The sequence below is a fragment of the Rugamonas apoptosis genome (assembly GCF_014042355.1).
GTDB lineage: Bacteria > Pseudomonadota > Gammaproteobacteria > Burkholderiales > Burkholderiaceae_D > Rugamonas > Rugamonas apoptosis.
This window is the reverse complement of the sequence record NZ_JACEZU010000006.1, coordinates 189,361-208,007: the sequence shown is the minus strand read 5'-3', so window position 1 is coordinate 208,007 and position 18,647 is coordinate 189,361. Positions and strand designations below refer to the sequence as shown.

Sequence of the window (18,647 nt, the reverse complement as noted above, 5' to 3'; positions counted from 1 at the left end):
ACCGGCTTCCGCTCTGTGTTATCGTGTAGCAACTTTTCAGCGAACCGACTATGACGACGCCGCAAGCTACCGCTTTGAAAATCATGGTGATCGACGACAGCAGCACGATACGCCGCTCCGCCGAGATCTTCCTGACCCAGGCCGGCTACCAGGTGGTGCTGGCCGAGGATGGTTTCGACGCGCTGGCCAAGATCAACGACCACCATCCGGCCCTGATCTTCTGCGACATCCTGATGCCGCGCCTGGACGGCTACCAGACCTGCGCGCTGATCAAGAAGAGCGCCAAATTCCATACCACGCCGGTGCTGATGCTGTCGTCCAAGGACGGCCTGTTCGACCGCGCGCGCGGCGCCATGGTGGGCTCGGCCGCCTATCTGACCAAACCATTTACCAAGGACAGCCTGCTGACGGCCGTGCGCGAGCATACCGGCGGCGCGGCGCCTGTCCCATCGAACACCTAGCAAGCAGCAGGGGGAAGCATGGCCATACAACGCATACTGATCGTCGACGACTCGCCCACCGAGCGTTACTACCTGACCGACATCCTCGTCAAGCACGGCTTTTCCGTCACCACCGCCGACAACGGCGAGGAGGCGCTGGCCCGGATCAAGGCCGACAAGCCGCAACTGATCCTGATGGACGTGGTGATGCCGGGCGCGAACGGCTTCCAGGTCACGCGCTCGATCGCGCGCGACCCGGAATTGCAGGACGTGCCGGTGATTATCTGCTCCAGCAAGAACCAGGAGACGGACCGCATCTGGGGCTTGCGCCAGGGCGCCAAGGATTACCTGGTCAAGCCGGTGGACGCGGCCGAACTGCTGGCCAAGATCGCGGCGCTGGGCTGACATGGCGCGCCCCGGCCAGGAACAGGAAAGCCAGCAAGGCGGCGCCGAGCGGCGCAGCCGGCTGCGCCAATACCAGGTGCAGCTGCTGGAGCGGATGCAGGCGGCCAAGAGCGGCGTGGCCGCCGGCGGGCGCGAGCTGGGCGTGCTGCTGGGCGGCCAGCCTTGTCTGCTGGACCTGACCCAGGTCAGCGAGATCGCGCCGCTGCAGCCAGTCACCCCGGTGCCGCTGGCCCAGCCCTGGTACCTGGGCCTGGCCAGTATCCGTGGCGCCCTGACGGGCATCATCGACCTGGCCAGTTTCCGGGGCCAGGGTGCGGTGGCGGCCGGTGGCGACAGCCGCATGGTCACCTTCGCGCCGGCGCTGGGCTTTAACTGCGCGCTGCTGGTGGAGCGGGTGCTGGGACTGCGCAAGCTGGATGACATGACGCCGGCCGCGCCGCCGGACGGCGCGCCGCCATGGTGCGGCCAGCAGTTCCAGGACGGCGAGGGCCAGCGCTGGACCCGCGTCGACCTGGCCCTGCTGGTGCGCGATCCGCGCTTCCTGCAAGTGGGGCTGTAGGACGGACTGCAGGAAGGACAGCGGCACGGCAAGCCGGCGCGGCGGCGGCACACACATCACAGGCAGCACACTTCGGCAATCGGGAGACGGCGGTATGGGATTCAACATGGGTATCTTCGCGCGCAACAAGGCCGCCGCAGGCAAGGAACTGGCGCCCAACTCGGAATTCGCCGACGCCGGCGATTCGCAGTTCCTCGGCGCCAGCGGGACCGCCTCGGCCGCGAGCGCGCCGGAAGCGGATGCGGGCGCGCCGCTGCGCCTGCGCGATGCGCTGCGCCGCCGTGGCACGGGCGCCAGCACCGGCCCGGCCCCGGCGGCGGCCGACAGCGGCCGCGCCTTCAGGCTGCCCCTGATCGGCCACTTGCCGCCGCAACGCCAGCTCAGTATCCTGACCACCACGCTGGCCGTCAGCCTGGCCGCCAGCGTGCTGTTCGTGGCTCTCAACACCATCAACAGCGCCAGCCGCTCGACCCGCATCCAGGTCGCCAGCGACGCGCTGATGCACTCGCAGCGCATCGGCAAGGCCGCGCCCAACGCCGTGCAGGGCAGCGCCGAAGCGTTCCGCCAGCTCGACCAGAGCCGCAATGAACTGAACCGCGACTTCGCGCTGATGCAGGATGGCGGCAGCTACCAGGGGCGCGACATCGGCGCCACCAGCGCCAGCATGGCGCCGCTGGTGGCGGCGGCGCGCAAGCAGTGGGCCGCGTCGGACAAGGCGGCCGGCACCATCCTGCAGATGAAGGCCGATTTGAGCGGCGTGGACCAGACCCTGCGCAACATCAACGCCATGGCGCCGCAACTGCTGGCCAAGGCCGAGGATATCTCCAACTTCAAGGTGCAGCACGGCGGCAGCGCGAAAGAGCTGGCCGCCATCGGCAAGCTGACCATGCTGAGCCAGCGCATGAGCCGTGGCGCGAGCGAATTCATGACGGCCGGCGGCATCAGCTCGGAAACGGCGTTCCAGCTGGGGCGCGACAGCACCGTGTTCCGCGCCACGCTGGACGGCTTCCTGAACGGCAGCGCCGCGCTGGGTCTGGCGGCCGCGCGCGAGCCGGAATTGCGCGACCAGCTGACGGCCCTGCAAACCCAGTTCAGTGAATTCCAGAAGCTGGTCAGCGCCATCCTGGACCGGCTCGACAAGTTCACGGCCGCCAAAAGCGCCGAACAGCTGATCTTCAACGACAACGAAGGGCTGCGCCAGCGCCTGATCGCGTTGCAGCAGGCTTACCGTGGCGACCAGGAAGCGCTCGACCTGACGTTCTGGCTGATGGTGGCCGGCGGCCTGCTGACGCTGGTGGCGGCGGCCGCCATCGGCCGCGTGCTGCTGCAGGATTCCTACAACCGCACCCGCGGCGCCGACCGCCGGCGCCAGGAAGCGGAAGCCATGCGCCAGCAGGCCCAGCGCAAGGAAGAGGAAGCCAAGGCCATGAACGACCAGAACCAGGCCGCCATTTTGCGCCTGATGAACGAGCTGCAGGAAGTGGCGGACGGCGACTTGACGGTGCAGGCCACCGTGTCGGAGGACATCACGGGCGCCATCGCGGACTCCGTCAACTATACGGTGGAGGAGCTGCGCGGGCTGGTGGGCCGCGTCACCACCACCGCCGAACAGGTCACGCGCGCCTCCACCCACGCCCAGACCATTTCCAGCGACCTGCTGCTGGCCTCGCAGCAGCAGTCGCGCGAGATCCAGGACGCCAGCGCCACCGTCGTCAAGATGGCGCACGAGATCACCGACGTGTCCCGTTCGGCCAGCGAGTCGGCCGACGTGGCGCGCCAGTCGGTGGCGGCAGCGCGCCAGGGTTCGACGGCGGTGGAAAACGCCATCAAGGGCATGCACGAGATCCGCGAGCAGATCCAGGAAACCTCCAAGCGCATCAAGCGGCTGGGCGAATCGTCGCAGGAGATCGGCGAGATCACGGAGCTGATCTCGGACATCACGGAACAGACCAACGTGCTGGCGCTGAACGCGGCGATTCAGGCCGCGTCGGCCGGCGAGGCCGGGCGCGGCTTCTCGGTGGTGGCCGAGGAGGTGCAGCGGCTGGCGGAACGCTCGGCCGAAGCGGCCAAGCAGATCGGCGCGCTGGTGCGCACCATCCAGACCGACACCCACGACGCCGTGGCGGCGATGGAAAAATCGACCCAGGGCGTGGTGGAAGGGGCGCGCCTGTCCGACGCGGCCGGCGCCGCGCTGAACGACATTTCGCAAGTGTCGAACCGGCTGGCCGAACTGATTTCCGAGATTTCCCTGGCCACCGGCCAGCAGGCCACGTCCGCCTCCGGCGTGGCGCAGAACATCCAGCACATCCTGACGGTGACGGAACAGACCCAGGATGGCACCCAGCAGACGGCGCAATCGATTCACAAGCTGTCGGTCCTGGCGCAGGAACTGAAAAATTCGGTGTCGCGCTTCCGCATCGCGCATTAACGCTGGCGCGCTCCCTAGAAAGGCCTTGGCAATATGAGCATGACTGATTTTCCGCATCCAGCGATGGCGCAACTCGATACCGGTCCCCTGTCCTGGGTCATGGTGGAAATCCGCGAGGCGCTGGCGCGTTCCCGGACCGCCCTGTTCGAGGCGGGGGGGCGGGCGGCGGAAGACCAGGCGATCCAGCTGCAGCACGCCAAGTCCCACCTGCACCAGGCGCACGGCGCGCTGCAGATGGTCGACATCGACGGCGTGGCACGTTTGACGGCCCTGGCCGAGGTGGTATTGGAGCGCTTCAAGGACGGCGCCCTCAAGTGCAGTCCCGACCATGTGGAAGCGGTGGCGCGGCTGTACCAGGCGCTGGTGGAATACCTGGAGGAGTTATTGGAAGGGGCGCCGTCGCAGCCGCTGCGGCTGTATCCGTACTACCGCGACCTGCTGCGCATGGTGGGCGCCGAGCGGGTGCACCCGGCCGACCTGTTCTTCCCTGATTTGTCGCACCAGCCGGCCATGCCGCTGGCGGCCACGGTGCCACCGGCCGATTACCCGGCCTGGCGCCAGCGCTACGAAAAAGCGCTGCTGGCCTACATGAAAAGCGCCGACCCGGCGGCCCAGCGCGAGCACGCGGCCACCCTGCGCGACACGGTGGCGCTGGTGGCCGACGCCCAGCACGATGCGCGGGCCCGCGCCTTCTGGCTGGCCATGCAAAGCTTCGCGGAACTGGTGGCCGATGGCCAGCAGCCCGGCGGCGTGCCCGTCAAGCAGTTGTTCGGCCTGATCAACCAGCAGATCCGCCGCCTGAGCCAGGGTGAGTCGGCGCAGCCGGAAGCCATGTTGCGCGACGCGCTGTTCTTCATCGCCGCCCAGGACGCGGCCGGCGCGCCGCCGCTGGCGCAGCGCCTGCGCCGCATCTTCATGCTCGACGGCCTGGTGCCGGCCGATTACGAAACGCCTCGTTACGGCCAGGTCGACGCGGCCGCGCTGGAGCGGGCCAAGGCCGCCATGACGCAAGCCAAGGGGTGCTGGGACCGGCTGGCCAGCGCCGAACTCGATCCCACGCTGGACGCCGCCTTCGGCCGCGCGCTGCAGCAGGTGGCCGATGAGTGCCCGGCCCTGAACCTGCCCGCGCTGGGCATGCTGCTGCGCCAGCTGGCCGAAGTGGCCGCCAAGGCTGTCACGGTGGGCCGCAGCGAGGAACTGGCGCTGGAGATCACCACCGCGCTGCTGTTCGCCGAACACGGCTTGCAGCAGATCCGTCACCTGACGGGCGATTTCGCGGCCCACGCCGACACCATCGCCGCGCGCCTGCAGGCGCTGGTATCGGGTCACGTGCCGCCCGCGCCGGCCCAGTGGCAGGGCGGCCTGGCGCGCCAGATGCAGCAGGACGACACGGTGGTGGCGCTGGCGATGGAAATGAAGACCGGCCTGCGCCAGGTGGAAAAGGTGCTCGACGATTACTACGTCGATGCGTCCAAACGCCCGCACCTGAAGGAACTGGTGGGCGTGATGCACCAGCTGCACGGCGCGCTGTCCATCCTCGACCAGGATGACGCGATGGAAGCGGCCGGCCAGGTGCAGCACGCGATCGCCGCGCTGGCCGATGGCACGGGCGATCCGGCCCAGGAACCCAAGGCGCTGGACGATATCGCCCAGAACGTGGGCGCGCTCGGCTTCTTCGTCGACATGCTGGCCCAGAACCCGGCCGGTGCGCGCGAACGCTTCACCTTCGACGCCGAGCATGGCACGTTCCGCGCCGTCCCGTTCCGCAAGATGGCGGCGGCCGAGTCGATCCCCGTGCTCGATGAGGAGATGCCGCCGCCGGCGCCGCCGCCGTTGCCGGTGGCCGAAGCGCCGCCGCCTTCGAGCGAGGCCGCCGTGGAGGCGGAACTGCTGGAGATCTTCATCGCCGAAGCGCAGGAAGTGCTGCAGTTCGTCGGCACCACGCTGGCGCTGCCGCGCACCGAAGCCGGCACGCTGGACAACCTGACCATGCTGCGGCGCAGCTTCCACACGCTCAAGGGCAGTGGCCGCATGGTGGGCCTGAACCGCTTCGCCGACGCCGCGCACAGCATCGAGAAGGTGATGAACGTGTGGCTGGCCGAACTGCGGCCGGCCAGTGCGCCCCTGTTCGAACTGCTGGAGCGGGCCGCGCGCGAACTGGGCGCGTGGGTCGAACAACTGGCCGGTGGCGCCATGCCGTCCGGTGGCGGGGAAGCGCTGATCGCCGCCGCTGATCGCCTGCGCGAGGGTGGCGAGCCGGAGCCGCAAGCTACTGCGCCGGCAATGCATGAAGTGCACGGCGCCGCGCGTGCGGACGATTCGATGGAAGCGCTGGAATTCGCGGCCGTGGCGGAAGCGGCCGGCTTCGCGGAGGAAATCGAAGCGGCGGAACTGGCTGACGACACGGCGGCGCGGGAGCAGGCGGCTGCCGCCCTGGTGTCGGATGCGCACGTCGAGCAGGCGCACATGGAGCAAGCGGCGGAAGCGGCGGCGGCGCAAGCGGCTGACGCGGCGGCCGAAGCGGCCATCCAGGCAGCCGCCGTGGCCGAGACGGAAGCGCATGCGGCGACTGCGGCGACGGCCGCTGCGGCGGAGGCCGAAGCGAAGCGGGCCAGCGAGGCCGCCAGCGCGCCACGCCGGCCTTCCGTGTCCGGCAACGTGATCGAATTCCCCACCGTCGCCGCGCCGCAGGTGGCGCCGGACGACAACATCAAGCACATCGGCGGGCTCGATATTCCTCTGCCGCTGTACAACATCTACCTGGCCGAGACGGACGAACTGGTGCGCCTGCTGGCGCGCGACTTTGGCGAATGGCGCCACGAGCCACGCCGTCCCGTGTCGCCGGACGCGCTGCACGCCGCCCACACCTTGACGGGCACCTCCGGCACGGTCGGCTTCAGCGTGTTGCGCGAACTGGCGCACGCGCTGGAAATGACGCTGCAGTCGCTGCAGCCGCCGGCCGCGCACCTGGACCAGGTGCAGCACGACCTGCTGGACTTTACGATCGAACGTATCCGCCAGATGTTGCAAAGTTTCGCGCAAGGCGACATGCCCGTTGCGCAGCCGGAGCTGATCACGGCGCTGCATGATTTGCGTGAAGTGCTGGCCACCACGCCGCCGGCCGCCAGCGACGCCATCGAGGCCCGTCTTGATACGCTGCTGGCCGAGACGCTGGACAATATCGCCGTCACGGCCCCGGCCAGGGCCGGTGGTGGCGGCCAGTCGCCGGAGCGGGCAGCCGATCAGGAAGCGCATGAACCGCCGCTGGACCAACTGTTCCGCGACGCCTACGATGGCTTGAGCGGCACCATTCCCGAAGCGGACGAACCGCCCGCGCCCAAGCGCAAGAAGTACGAGGCGCAGGCCGACGATATCGACGACATGTTCAACGCCGCCTTCGACGACACGTTCGCCGAGCCGCCACTGACACAAATGGCGCCACCCCAAGTGGGCGAGGCCCTATCCGAACAGGTCGCCGCGCCAGTGTCGCCGCGCGAGGACGACATCGCGCTGGCGTCGGAAGCGCTGGCCGGTGTGGCGGCCGAAGCGGAAGCGGCCGAGATGGCGATGGCGGCGCAAGCCGAGTCGCAAGTGGCATTGCTGTCGGCCGCACCGCCGGATGCGCCGGCGCAGGAAGCGGAAACGGTAGCGGAACAGGAAGCGGAACAGGACGCGCAACAGGAAGCGCAATCGGCGTCGGCAGTGACGGCAGTGGAACCCGCGCTGGAACCGGAAGCGGAACCGGAACCGGAACCGGAAGCGGAAGCGGAAGTCATCGCGTTGGCGCCGGCCGAACCGCAATTGCTGGCCGCCGCGCCGGCCGTGTTCCACGACGAGCTGGACCCCGACTTGCTGCCCGTGTTCCTGGAGGAGGGCGCCGATCTGCTGCCGCAGGTGGGCCAGTCGCTGCGCGCCTGGCAGCATGCGCCGGCCGACACCAGCCACGCCAAGAATCTGCTGCGTGTGCTGCACACGGTCAAGGGCAGCGCACGTATGGCCGGCGCCATGCGCCTGGGCCAGCACGCGCACGAAATCGAAACCCACATCGAAAACATGGTGCACGCCGGTTCGGCATCGCCCCATGCGTTCGAGGAATTGCTGGCCCATTACGACCATGCGCTGCTGCTGTTCGAGCAGTTGCAAAATCCAGCCGCGTGGCAGGAAGCGGCCGCCGTGGCGGCTGCCGTTGCCCCGGCGGCGCCAGGGCAGACTTCAGCCGTGACTGAAACGGTGGCCGCGTCGGCGGCGCAGCCAGGCAGCGCACTGGAGGGCGCCTCGGCCACGCCGGCCGCGCCGCTGGCGCCCGCATTGCCCGCTGCGCCCACCGGCGTCGACGAGGAAACGCAGGCCGCCAAGTCACCGCTGGTGCGGGTACGGGCCGACATCCTGGACCGGCTGGTCAACCAGGCTGGCGAAGTGTCGATCTCGCGCTCCAAGCTGGAAAACGAGGTCGGCACGCTGCGCTCCTCGCTGTTTGAATTTTCGGAAAACCTCACCCGCCTGCGGCGCCAGTTGCGCGAGGTGGAGATGCAGGCCGAATCCCAGATCGCCTCGCGCATGTCAATCTCCAGCGAGCGCGAATTCGATCCGCTGGAATTCGACCGCTTCACGCGCCTGCAGGAACTGACGCGCATGATGGCCGAAAGCGTCAACGACGTGGCCTCGTTCCACGACAGCCTGACCCGCAGCGTGGACAACGCCAGCGACGATTTGAGCCAGCAGGCACGCCAGACGCGCGACCTGCAGCGCGACCTGATGCGGGTGCGCATGGTGCCCTTCGCCAGCATTTCCGAGCGCCTGTTCCGGGTGGCGCGCCAGAGCGCCAAGGAAGTGGACAAGCGGGTCAACCTCGACATTCGTGGCGGCACGGTGGAAATCGACCGCAGCGTGCTGGAACGCATGGCCGCGCCATTCGAACACTTGCTGCGCAACGCCATCGCGCACGGCGTCGAACCGCGCGCCGCGCGCACGGCCGCCGGCAAGAACGAGACGGGTGAACTGCTGGTGCAGGTGACGCAGGAAGGCAATGAAGTGGTGATCGCCTTCTCCGACGACGGCGCCGGGCTGGACCTGGAGCGCATCCGCGCCAAGGCCCGCGGCAATGGCCTGCTGGGCGAGGACGAGGACGTAAGCGACGCCCAGGCCATGGAACTGATCTTCGAGCCGGGCTTCTCCACGGCCGATGCGCTGACCGAACTGGCCGGGCGCGGCGTGGGCATGGACATCGTGCGTTCCGAAGCCCAGGCGTTGGGCGGCCGGGTGGATACCGTCAGTGAGCGGGGCAAGGGCGCCCGCTTCACCATCCGCCTGCCGTTGACATTGGCCGTGACCCAGGTGGTGCTGCTGGGCGCGGGCGGGCGGACCTACGCCATGCCGTCCATCCTGGTCGAACAGGTGCTGCAGATGAAGGAAGCGCCGCTGGCCGAAGCCTACCGCCATGGCCATGTCACGATGCTGGGCCAGCAGGCCGCGCTGCATTACCTGCCCGAGTTACTGGGCGAAGTGGCGGCCCGTCCGCCCGTGCCCCGTTCCAGCCCCGTGATGCTGCTCAAGAACGGCAACGAGCGGCTGGCCGTGCAGGTCGATGAAGTGCTGGGCAACCGCGAGGTGGTGATCAAGAACATCGGGCCGCAACTGTCGCGCATGCCCGGTATCGCCGGCGCCACGGTGCTGGGTTCGGGCGAGATCGTCCTGATCCTCAACCCGGTGGCCATGGCGCAGCACCTGGCGCACCAGCCGGCGGCGCGCGCGCGCCAGGCGGCGCCGGTTGTGGGCGTGCCGATGGCGCGGGAAAAAGTCATCATGGTGGTGGACGATTCGATGACGGTGCGGCGCGTGACCCAGCGCCTGCTGGAGCGCGAAGGCTACCTTGTGATGCTGGCCAAAGATGGCGTGGATGCGCTGGAGCAGTTGCAGGGCCAGGTGCCGGACCTGATGCTGGTCGATATCGAGATGCCGCGCATGGATGGCTTCGACCTGACCCGCAACGTGCGCGGCGACGAGCGCACGCACGCCATCCCCATCATCATGATCACCTCGCGCAGCGCCGACAAGCACCGCAACTATGCCTTGCAATTAGGCGTGAACGCTTACTTCGGCAAGCCGTTCCAGGAACCGGTACTGCTGGACGCCATCGCCGGCCTGCTGCAATCCTGATGGCCGGACCGGCCGCCGCTGGCGGTCAGCGTCCGGCCGGCGTCTTGACCACGGCGTAGCGCGCCAGCGTACGCTCGCGCGCCGCGTCGTGCCGCACCAGTGGCGCCGGGTAGTCGCGTCCCAGCGTGATGCCTTTTTGCGCCAGCAGCAGGGGCGGCAGCAGCCACGGCGCATGGATTTCCTTCTCGTCGAGCGCGTCCAGTTGCGGCAGGTAGCGCCGGATGAAGCGCCCGGCCGGGTCGAACTTCTCCGATTGCGTGACGGGATTGAAAATGCGGAAGTAAGGCTGGGCATCGCAGCCGGACGAGGAAGCCCACTGCCAGCCGCCGTTGTTGGATGCCAGGTCGAAGTCGTTCAAGTGCAGCGCGAACCAGGCTTCGCCGCGGCGCCAGTCTATCCCCAGGTCCTTGATCAGGAAGCAGGCCGTCACCATGCGCAGCCGGTTGTGCATGTAGCCGGTCTGGTTCAGCTGCGCCATGGCCGCGTCCACCAGCGGATAGCCGGTGCGGCCGGCGCACCAGGCGTCGAACGCGGCGTCGGCCTGCGGTCCTGTCTCCCAGACGATGGCGTCGTAGGCCGGCTTGAAGGACCGCGTCGTCACATGTGGATGGTGAACCAGGATCATGGCGTAGAACTCGCGCCAGATCAGCTCCGCCAGCCACACGGCGGCGCCCTCGCCGCCGGCGCCGCGCGCCATCAACTCCCATACGGTACGCACCAGATGGCGGATCGACAGCGTGCCAAAGCGCAGGTGCAGCGATAAATACGACGGCCCTTTGATGGCCGGGAAATCGCGTGCCGCGCCGTAGTTAGCCAGCCGTGGCAGGAAGTCCTCGAACAGCCGCGCCGCGCCGCTCATGCCGGTGGGGATGGCCAGGGCGGCCAGGTTGCTGGGTGTGAAACCCAAATGTTCCAGCGTCGGCAGACGGGAGCTGCCGGGCGCCAGCCGCGCCGCCAGCCCATCGACCGGGTAGGGCGCCAGCGCGCCCGGCTCCTCCCGCAGCCGTTTGAGCCAGGCGTTCTTGTACGGCGTGTAGACGGAAAACGGGGTGCGCGCCTGGGACAGCACTTCATCGCGTTCGAAGATGACCTGGTCCTTGCCGCTGTGCAGGCTGCGCCCGGCGCCGGCCAGCGTGGCGGCCACGGTGGCGTCGCGGGCGATGGCTTGCGGCTCATAATCGTGGTTGCAATAGACGTCGGTGGCGTTCAGTTGCGCCGCCAGTTGCGGAATCGCCACGGCCGGGTCGCCATGCAGGGCGATCAGGTGGCCGCCCAGCCGTTCCAGCTCGGCCGCCAGTTCCGCCACGCTGGCATGGATGAAATCGACCCGGCGGTCGCTGCGGGGCAGGACGTCGAGGATGGTGCTATCGTAGACAAAAACACAATAGACGCGCTCATGCGCCTGCAGCGCGCGGGACAGGGCGGCGTGGTCGAAGCTGCGCAGATCGCGGCGGAACCAGACCAGGGCGGACGGTGGTGGCATAGGCATGTCGGGAAGGCAATGTGGCGGCTGCTGTTTTGTGTCCACCATCAAGATACTGCACGGGGAAAGTAGCCAGGGATGGCTGCGGCGGCAATTCAGTGTAAACTATCGCTATCTGACACTTGGAAGTCAACTTCTAAGCAGGCAAATCCGCTATCCGTGCGAATAGTACAGCAAGATTCACTGCAAAAATGACAGCAAAACACCGCGTTGAATGATCAGCAAGCAGCCCAGCAGAGAGAGCACCGCGTATGAAGAAAAGCAAAATTGGCAAGACTCTGGCTTTGCCTGGCATGATACAAGAATCGACCGATCCGCTGGCCCAGGCCGGCGCCAGCGCCGCGCTGAACCTGGCGAATCATTTCCTTATTGCCATGCCGGCCATGGAAGACCCCATCTTCGGTGGTACCGTGGTCTACGTGTGCGAGCACAACGAGAACGGCGTGCTGGGCGTGGTCATCAACAAGCCCACCGACATGACGATGCAGGTGCTGTTCGACCGCATCGACCTGAAGCTGGAAGACAGCCCTGGCGCCCACATCGATGAACCGATCATGTTCGGCGGCCCGGTGCAGGACGACCGCGGCTTCGTGCTGCACACGCCGGGCGCGCGCTACTCGTCGTCGCTGACGGTGACGGAGGAAGTGGCGTTCACCACCTCGATCGACGTACTGGAAGCAGTGGCGGCCGGCACCGGCCCGCAGCGCATGCTGGTGTCGATCGGCTACGCGGGCTGGAGCCCCGGCCAGCTGGAAGAGGAAATCAGCCGCAACGGCTGGCTGACCGTGGGCGCCGACACCCACATCCTGTTCGACCTGCCGATCGAGGAACGCTACGTGGCGGCCATGCGCCTGCTCGGCATCGATCCGCTCATGCTCACCTCCGAGGCCGGCCATGCGTGACGGCCACCGTGCCACCGTCGCCTGGGCGGGGCGGGAACTGTGAACGCGGTCACCGTGCTCGCTTTCGATTTCGGCATCAAACGGATCGGCGTGGCCATGGGTAACACCATGATTTGCCAGGCCCAGCCTTTAAAAGTGATCAGCGCGCTGGACAACACGGCCCGCTTCAACGCCATCGGTGCGCTGATCGCGGAATGGACGCCGGCGCGGCTGGTGGTGGGCTTGCCCAGCCATCCGGACGGTACGGAACACGAGATGACGGCCCGCTGCCGCCGTTTCGCCAATCAGCTGCACGGGCGCTTCAACTTGCCCGTGGAACTGGTTGATGAACGTTATTCGTCGGCCGTGATCAGCGCCAAACGGGGCGAAGTGATCGACGACCGCGCCGCCGCCATCATCCTGCAACAATATTTCGACGCTCTTTGACCACCATGCCAACTACCTCCAACTCCCCGCAGCTCGATGCGGAAGCGCTGTACGCCAGGTTGCTGCAGCTTGTGAAAACCGGCCTGGCCGGCGCCACCGATCCGGCCATCGTCGGCATCTACTCGGGCGGCGCCTGGCTGGCCGAACGGCTGGCCGCCGACCTGGGGCTGTCGGCCCGCCTCGGTTTCGTGGACGTCTCGTTCTACCGCGACGACTACGCCAAGAAGGGCTTGCACGTGGGCGTCAAATCGACCCAGATCCCGTTCGACGTGGATGGCGCCACCATCCTGCTGGTGGACGATGTGCTGTACACGGGCCGCACCACGCGCGCGGCCATCAATGAACTGTTCGACTACGGCCGCCCGGCGCGCGTCATGCTGGCCGCGCTGGCCGACCGCGGCGGGCGCCAGCTGCCCGTGGCGGCCGACTTCGTGGCCACCAGCGTCACGCTGGAGGCGCAGCAGGCGCTGGTGCTGCAGCGCGCCGCCGACGGACAATTTACGCTAACCATAGATGACGACCATGCTTAATCCGCAACTGAATAAACACGGCGAACTCCAGCACCTGCTGACGATCGAGGGCTTGCCCAAGTCCATCGTCAACCACATCCTGGACACCGCCTCCTCCTTCGTCGGCATCTCCGACCGCGACGTCAAGAAGGTGCCGCTGATGCGCGGCAAATCCGTTTTCAACCTGTTCTTTGAAAACTCCACGCGCACCCGCACTACCTTCGAGATCGCCTCCAAGCGCTTGTCGGCCGACGTGATCAACCTGAACATCCAGGCTTCCTCGGCCAGCAAGGGCGAATCGCTGCTCGACACCATCGACAACCTGTCGGCCATGCACGCCGATATGTTCGTGGTGCGCCACGCGCAGTCGGGCGCGCCCTACCTGATCGCCAAGCACCTGATCGACACCAGGCAGCCCCATGTCCACGTGGTCAACGCCGGCGACGGCCGCCACGCGCACCCGACCCAGGGCTTGCTGGACATGTACACCATCCGCCACTACAAGAAGGACTTCACCAACCTGACGGTGGCCATCGTGGGCGACATCCTGCACAGCCGCGTGGCCCGTTCCGACATCCACGCGCTGACCACGCTGGGCGTGCCGGAAGTGCGCGCCATCGGCCCGCACACGCTGCTGCCCGGCGGCCTGGAGCAGATGGGCGTGCGCACCTTCACCAATATGGACGAAGGCTTGAAGGGCGTGGACGTGATCATCATGCTGCGCCTGCAGAACGAGCGCATGAGCGGGGCGCTGCTGCCGTCGGCGCAGGAATACTTCAAGAGCTACGGCCTGACGCCGGAACGGCTGGCGCTGGCCAAGCCGGACGCCATCGTGATGCACCCCGGTCCCATGAATCGCGGGGTGGAAATCGACTCGGCCGTGGCCGACGGCCCGCAGGCGGTGATTTTGCCGCAGGTGACGTTCGGGATCGCGGTACGGATGGCAGTGATGAGCATTTTGGCAGGAACGCAAGCATGAAATTACATATCAAGAACGGCCACCTGATCGACCCGGCCAACGGCATCGACGCCATCAACGACCTGTACATCGCCGCCGGCAAGGTGCTGGCGGTGGGCCAGGCGCCGGCAGGCTTCGTGGCCGAGCGCACCATCGACGCCACCGGCCTGGTGGTGGCGCCCGGCCTGGTGGACCTGTCGGCCCGCTTGCGCGAACCCGGCTACGAATACAAGGCCACGCTGGAATCGGAACTGCAGGCGGCCATGCAGGGTGGCGTCACCAGCCTGGTGTGCCCGCCCGACACCGACCCCGTGCTCGACGAGCCGGGCCTGGTGGAAATGCTCAAGCACCGCGCCAAGACCCTGAACCAGGCCCACGTGCACCCGCTGGGCGCGCTGACGGTGGGCTTGAAGGGCCAGGCGTTGACGGAGATGGCCGAGCTGACGGAAGCCGGTTGCATCGGCTTCGCGCAGGCCGAGGAACCCATTGAAGACACCACCGTGCTGCTGCGCGCGCTGCAGTATGCCAAGACCTTCGGCTACACCGTGTGGCTGCGCCCACAGGATGCCCACATCGGCCGTGGCGGTATCGCCGCCAGCGGCCCGCTGGCGTCGCGCCTGGGCCTGTCGGGCGTGCCCGTGATGGCTGAAACCATCGCCCTGCACACGATTTTCGAACTGGTGCGCGCCACCGGCGCCCGCGTCCACCTGTGCCGCATCTCCTCGGCCGCCGGCCTGGAACTGATCCGCGCCGCCAAGCGTGAAGGCTTGCCTGTCACCTGCGACGTGGGCGTCCACCACGTCCACCTGACGGACGCCGACATCGGCTTCTTCGACCCGAACGCGCGTGTTACGCCGCCGTTCCGCAGCCAGCGCGACCGCGACGCGATCCGCGCCGGCCTGCTGGATGGCACCATCGACGCGCTGTGCTCGGACCACACCCCGGTCGACGACGATGAAAAGCTGCTGCCGTTCGGCGAAGCGTCGCCCGGCGCCACCGGCCTGGAACTGCTGCTGTCGCTGGCCATCAAGTGGGCCGACGATTACGCGGCCGGCCAGCCCGCCGGCGGCGTGCGTCCGCTGGCGCGGGCCGTGGCCAAGGTGACGGCCGACGCGGCCCGCGTGGCGGGGCTGGACAGCGGCACCTTGAGCGTGGGCAGCGCGGCCGATCTGTGCCTGTTCGACCCGGCGGCGCGCTGGACCGTGAACGCGACGGCGCTGGCTAGCCAGGGCAAGCACACGCCGTTCCTCGGCTACGAACTGGCCGGGCAGGTGCAGACCACCATCGTGGCCGGCCACGTGGCCTACCAGCGCGCGCCAGCACGCTGACTGATACAGGCGGGGACAAAAAAAAACCGGCGATTGCGTCGGTTTTTTTTCGCCTCGCCGTCTCAGGCGCGCTGGCGCCGGCGCGCGGCCCAGCCCAGCAGGCCCAAGCCGGCCAGCAGCATGGCGTAGGTTTCCGGTTCCGGCACGGCGGCCGTGATGCGGGCGCTATTCACGCCCAACGGGTCGCCGATGGTGGCCGTGACCCGGCCGCATTCATAGGCGCAACCGGCCGGATCATCCCAGTAGCCGCGGCTGGTGAGCACGTAGCTGACGCTGAGTGACTGGCCGGCCGCCACCGGACCCAGGTTGAGCGTGCCCGTGTAGCCAGCCAGCTCGTAGGTGCCGCGCGCGCCCGTGGACGAGAAGGTGCCGGAGCCGATGTTGGCACCGCTGGCGCTTTGGTGGAAGCCGTTGCCGTCGAGCGACAGGCCTTGTTCGGCATGCCAGACGGCCACGCCGTTGACCAGCACTTCGGCCGTATAGCTGGCGCGGAAGTCGCGCAGGTTCTCGTCGCCGGTCCAGCCGCCCACTTCCAGCTTGCCGTCGCTCAGTGCGAAGTGGAAGGTGTAGTTCTGCGCGGCGGCGCCGCTGTTGACGATGGTGTCATGCCAGCTGGCGCTGGCGACCACGCTGCCGCTGGCCGCCAAATCGGTCGCCGTGGCCAGTTCGCCGGTGGCGGCGGACGAGGCGTTCAGCCACATGTAGGAGCTGTAGCCGCCGTGCGGCTGCACGGGCAGGTTGCTGCTGTCGAGCTGGACGTTGGTCGCATGGCTGGCGCTGACGTCGGCGCTGGGCAGCCCGGGCGAGTTGTCCAGGCCAGGGTTGTGGTAGCCGATGTGGGCGGCCACGTCGGTGGCTGAGGCGCTGGCGCACAGGGCCAGGATGGCGGCGCCAAGCGCCAGTTTGCGGGTAAGGGTAATCGTCATAGGGCGTGTCCGGGCAGGGGGGGTAGGGAAAGTCGGCCGCGCGGCCGGTCGTTGATGTCGCATTGTATAGCATTTATGATAATTAATGTCAATTATGCAATCACGATGCGCGGCGAGCGCGGCCGGGTGCCGGTCGCTCGGCGCGCGCACGGTGCGATGTTTTTCGGCAGTAAGCCACGCATCCCGGTAAAATCCGCATTTCTGCGGAGCATGGACTTCGCTTCCCTTGACGATGCGGTGTTAATTGAAAATTCTGCTTGTGTTCCGCCTGGTGCGGGTAGTGCTTCATTTATTGGCCGGCATGGCCACGTGCGCGCTGGTCTTTCCGTGGATAGGCGGCGCGGCCCGCAACGGCCATATCCGGCGCTGGTCGCGCCAGCTGCTGGCCATGTGCAATGTGACGGTGGAACTGGCGGCCGATGGCGCGCCCGTGCTGGCCCATGCGATGGTGGTGGCCAACCATGTGTCCTGGCTCGACATCTTCGTCATCAACGCGCTCTATCCTTGCCGCTTCGTGGCCAAGGCCGAGATCCGCTCCTGGCCGCTGGCCGGCTGGCTGGCGCAGCAGGCCGGCACCGTGTTTATCGCGCGCGGCAACCGGCGCGACCTGCGTCACATCTTCAAGGGTCTGGTGCATAACCTGCAGGCGGGAGAGCGGGTCGCGTTCTTCCCCGAGGGCACCACGGCGGCCCAGGGCACGTTGCTGCCATTTCATGCCAACCTGTTCGAGGCGGCCATCGACGCCAAGGTGGACGTGCAGCCGTTCGCGCTGTCCTACCTGGACGGGCAGGGCGGCACCCATCCTTCCGTCGATTTCGTGGGCGAGATGAGTTTTGTGGAAAGCATGATCACGATTCTCAAGGGCAGCCCCGTCCATGCGCGCGTGCAGGCCTTGCCGGCGCTGGCCAGCGTGGGCGCCCACCGGCGCGAACTGGCCGAGGCGGCCCACCAGGCCGTGGCCACGGCGCTGGGCGTGGCGCTGGTGCCGGACGCCCCGGACGCGGACCAGGCCGGCAAGGCCGCCCGCGCCTGAGCCGCGCTGGTCCCGGGCGCCCGTGTTGGCGCCGGCGTTCGCGTCTGTTTTGCTGAACGCCTGTTTTCTCGCTTAGTGCCTATTTGTCGGCTATTTATCGCCTATTGCTTGCCTATTGCTTGCCGCTGTGCTGTTGGTAGCACGGGCAGTCCACCTGCAGCACGGTGTGGTCGTCCAGGCAGATGGCCGTAAGCTGGCCGCCCCACACGCAACCGCTGTCGAGGCCGATCAAATGGGGCCGCCGCAGCAGGCCTAGCGCGGACCAGTGGCCGAACACGACGGTGTGGTCGGCGCTGCGCCGGTTCGGTACGTCGAACCAGGGCATCAGTCCCGAGGCCGGATCGGCCGTGCCGCTTTCCTTGAGCTTGAAATCCATCACGCCGTCGGCCGTGCAGAAGCGCAGCCGCGTCATGGCGTTGATCACGCAGCGCAGGCGGTCGGCGCCGCGCAGGCTGTCGTCCCAGCGGTCCGGCTGGTTGCCGTACATCTGGGCCAGGAAGGCCGGCAGCCCGGGACCGCGCAGCATGGCCACCACCTCGTCGGCCAGCGCCAGCGCTTGCGCCGCGCTCCACTGGGGCAGCAAGCCTGCGTGTACCAGCAGGTGGCCTTGCGCTTGCAGCATCAGGGGCCGCCGGCGCAGCCAGTTGAGCAATTCTTCACGGTCGGGCGCCGTCAGGATGGTACGCAGCGTGTCGCTGTCGTGCTCGGGGCGGATGCCGTGCGCCACGGCCAGCAGGTGCAGGTCATGGTTGCCCAGCACGCTGTTGACGCGCCCATCGCTGGCCTCGCATAAGGCTTGCACGTGGCGCAGTGTGGCCAGCGAGTCGGGGCCGCGGTTGATCAGGTCGCCTGCGAACAGGATGGCGGGCGGTTCGGCCGCGTCCGCTTCGCGGCTGGCGATGCGTTCCAGCAGGGCCACGGTCTGGTCGTGGCAGCCTTGCAAATCGCCGATGACGTAGGTTCTCATGGTGGTGTTTCAACTTTCAATGTGGGGCCGGGGCGGCTATGCTGTGATCCTGGGCAGGGCAATAAATTTTGCCCGGAGACCCACGAGTTTCACATAAAATGATGTGCATGATTAATGCGGTGCTCAA

The 18,647-nt window shown here is 67.6% G+C and carries 14 protein-coding genes; 11 read left to right on the top strand and 3 right to left on the bottom strand.

The genetic code is table 11. The features are described 5' to 3' along the window. The first annotated feature begins 50 nt into the window (after positions 1 to 50). The 5 genes from H3H39_RS13765 to H3H39_RS13745 all read left to right on the top strand — a co-directional run bounded on the left by H3H39_RS13765 (position 51) and on the right by H3H39_RS13745 (position 9,988). Positions 51 to 461, top strand: a complete 411-nt coding sequence (locus H3H39_RS13765) for a response regulator (RefSeq protein WP_182153953.1) — start codon at positions 51 to 53, stop codon at positions 459 to 461. A gap of 18 nt (positions 462 to 479) precedes the next feature. After that, positions 480 to 845 carry a response regulator gene (locus H3H39_RS13760; RefSeq protein WP_182153952.1) on the top strand — a complete coding sequence of 122 codons (366 nt, stop codon included), beginning with the start codon at positions 480 to 482 and terminating at the stop codon, positions 843 to 845. A gap of 1 nt (position 846) precedes the next feature. Further along, a complete protein-coding gene (locus H3H39_RS13755; RefSeq protein ID WP_182153951.1) occupies positions 847 to 1,404 on the top strand; it encodes a chemotaxis protein CheW in 558 nt (185 codons plus the stop codon). Between the two features lie 94 nt (positions 1,405 to 1,498). Continuing rightward, positions 1,499 to 3,832 (top strand): methyl-accepting chemotaxis protein, encoded by a 2,334-nt coding sequence (locus tag H3H39_RS13750; protein WP_182153950.1) that lies wholly within the window; start codon positions 1,499 to 1,501, stop codon positions 3,830 to 3,832. A gap of 39 nt (positions 3,833 to 3,871) precedes the next feature. Next, complete coding sequence (locus tag H3H39_RS13745) at positions 3,872 to 9,988, top strand: hybrid sensor histidine kinase/response regulator (protein WP_375540424.1); 6,117 nt, start codon at positions 3,872 to 3,874, stop codon at positions 9,986 to 9,988. Between the two features lie 25 nt (positions 9,989 to 10,013). Here H3H39_RS13745 and H3H39_RS13740 read toward each other — a convergent pair whose 3' ends face one another. Next, positions 10,014 to 11,471 (bottom strand): cryptochrome/photolyase family protein, encoded by a 1,458-nt coding sequence (locus tag H3H39_RS13740; protein WP_182153948.1) that lies wholly within the window; start codon positions 11,469 to 11,471, stop codon positions 10,014 to 10,016. A gap of 293 nt (positions 11,472 to 11,764) precedes the next feature. Here H3H39_RS13740 and H3H39_RS13735 point away from each other — a divergent pair, with 293 nt between their 5' ends. From H3H39_RS13735 to H3H39_RS13715, 5 genes are read left to right on the top strand one after another with little or no spacing between them, the layout of a single operon-like run. Further along, the gene (locus H3H39_RS13735) at positions 11,765 to 12,373 is read left to right on the top strand and encodes a YqgE/AlgH family protein (RefSeq protein WP_229218029.1); all 609 of its coding nucleotides are present in this window, start codon (positions 11,765 to 11,767) and stop codon (positions 12,371 to 12,373) included. 39 nt (positions 12,374 to 12,412) lie between these two features. Then, the gene (gene ruvX / locus H3H39_RS13730; protein WP_182153946.1) at positions 12,413 to 12,799 is read left to right on the top strand and encodes a Holliday junction resolvase RuvX; all 387 of its coding nucleotides are present in this window, start codon (positions 12,413 to 12,415) and stop codon (positions 12,797 to 12,799) included. Between the two features lie 5 nt (positions 12,800 to 12,804). Further along, on the top strand, positions 12,805 to 13,329 hold the full coding sequence (pyrR, locus tag H3H39_RS13725) for a bifunctional pyr operon transcriptional regulator/uracil phosphoribosyltransferase PyrR (RefSeq protein WP_182153945.1): 525 nt from the start codon (positions 12,805 to 12,807) through the stop codon (positions 13,327 to 13,329). Next, positions 13,322 to 14,287 carry an aspartate carbamoyltransferase catalytic subunit gene (locus tag H3H39_RS13720; RefSeq protein ID WP_182153944.1) on the top strand — a complete coding sequence of 322 codons (966 nt, stop codon included), beginning with the start codon at positions 13,322 to 13,324 and terminating at the stop codon, positions 14,285 to 14,287. The genes pyrR and H3H39_RS13720 overlap by 8 nt, the downstream gene beginning before the upstream one ends. Further along, the gene (locus H3H39_RS13715) at positions 14,284 to 15,594 is read left to right on the top strand and encodes a dihydroorotase (RefSeq protein WP_182153943.1); all 1,311 of its coding nucleotides are present in this window, start codon (positions 14,284 to 14,286) and stop codon (positions 15,592 to 15,594) included. Before H3H39_RS13720 ends, H3H39_RS13715 begins: the two co-directional genes overlap by 4 nt. 62 nt (positions 15,595 to 15,656) lie before the next feature. Here H3H39_RS13715 and H3H39_RS27905 read toward each other — a convergent pair whose 3' ends face one another. Then, the gene (locus tag H3H39_RS27905; RefSeq protein ID WP_229218028.1) at positions 15,657 to 16,520 is read right to left on the bottom strand and encodes a PEP-CTERM sorting domain-containing protein; all 864 of its coding nucleotides are present in this window, start codon (positions 16,518 to 16,520) and stop codon (positions 15,657 to 15,659) included. A 244-nt stretch (positions 16,521 to 16,764) separates the two neighbouring features. Between H3H39_RS27905 and H3H39_RS13705 the strand changes: the two genes are divergently transcribed. After that, positions 16,765 to 17,553, top strand: coding sequence for a lysophospholipid acyltransferase family protein (locus H3H39_RS13705; protein ID WP_229218027.1), 789 nt, complete (start codon positions 16,765 to 16,767; stop codon positions 17,551 to 17,553). 112 nt (positions 17,554 to 17,665) lie between these two features. Here H3H39_RS13705 and H3H39_RS13700 read toward each other — a convergent pair whose 3' ends face one another. After that, positions 17,666 to 18,520 (bottom strand): symmetrical bis(5'-nucleosyl)-tetraphosphatase, encoded by an 855-nt coding sequence (locus tag H3H39_RS13700; RefSeq protein WP_182153942.1) that lies wholly within the window; start codon positions 18,518 to 18,520, stop codon positions 17,666 to 17,668. Positions 18,521 to 18,647: the final 127 nt, after the last annotated feature.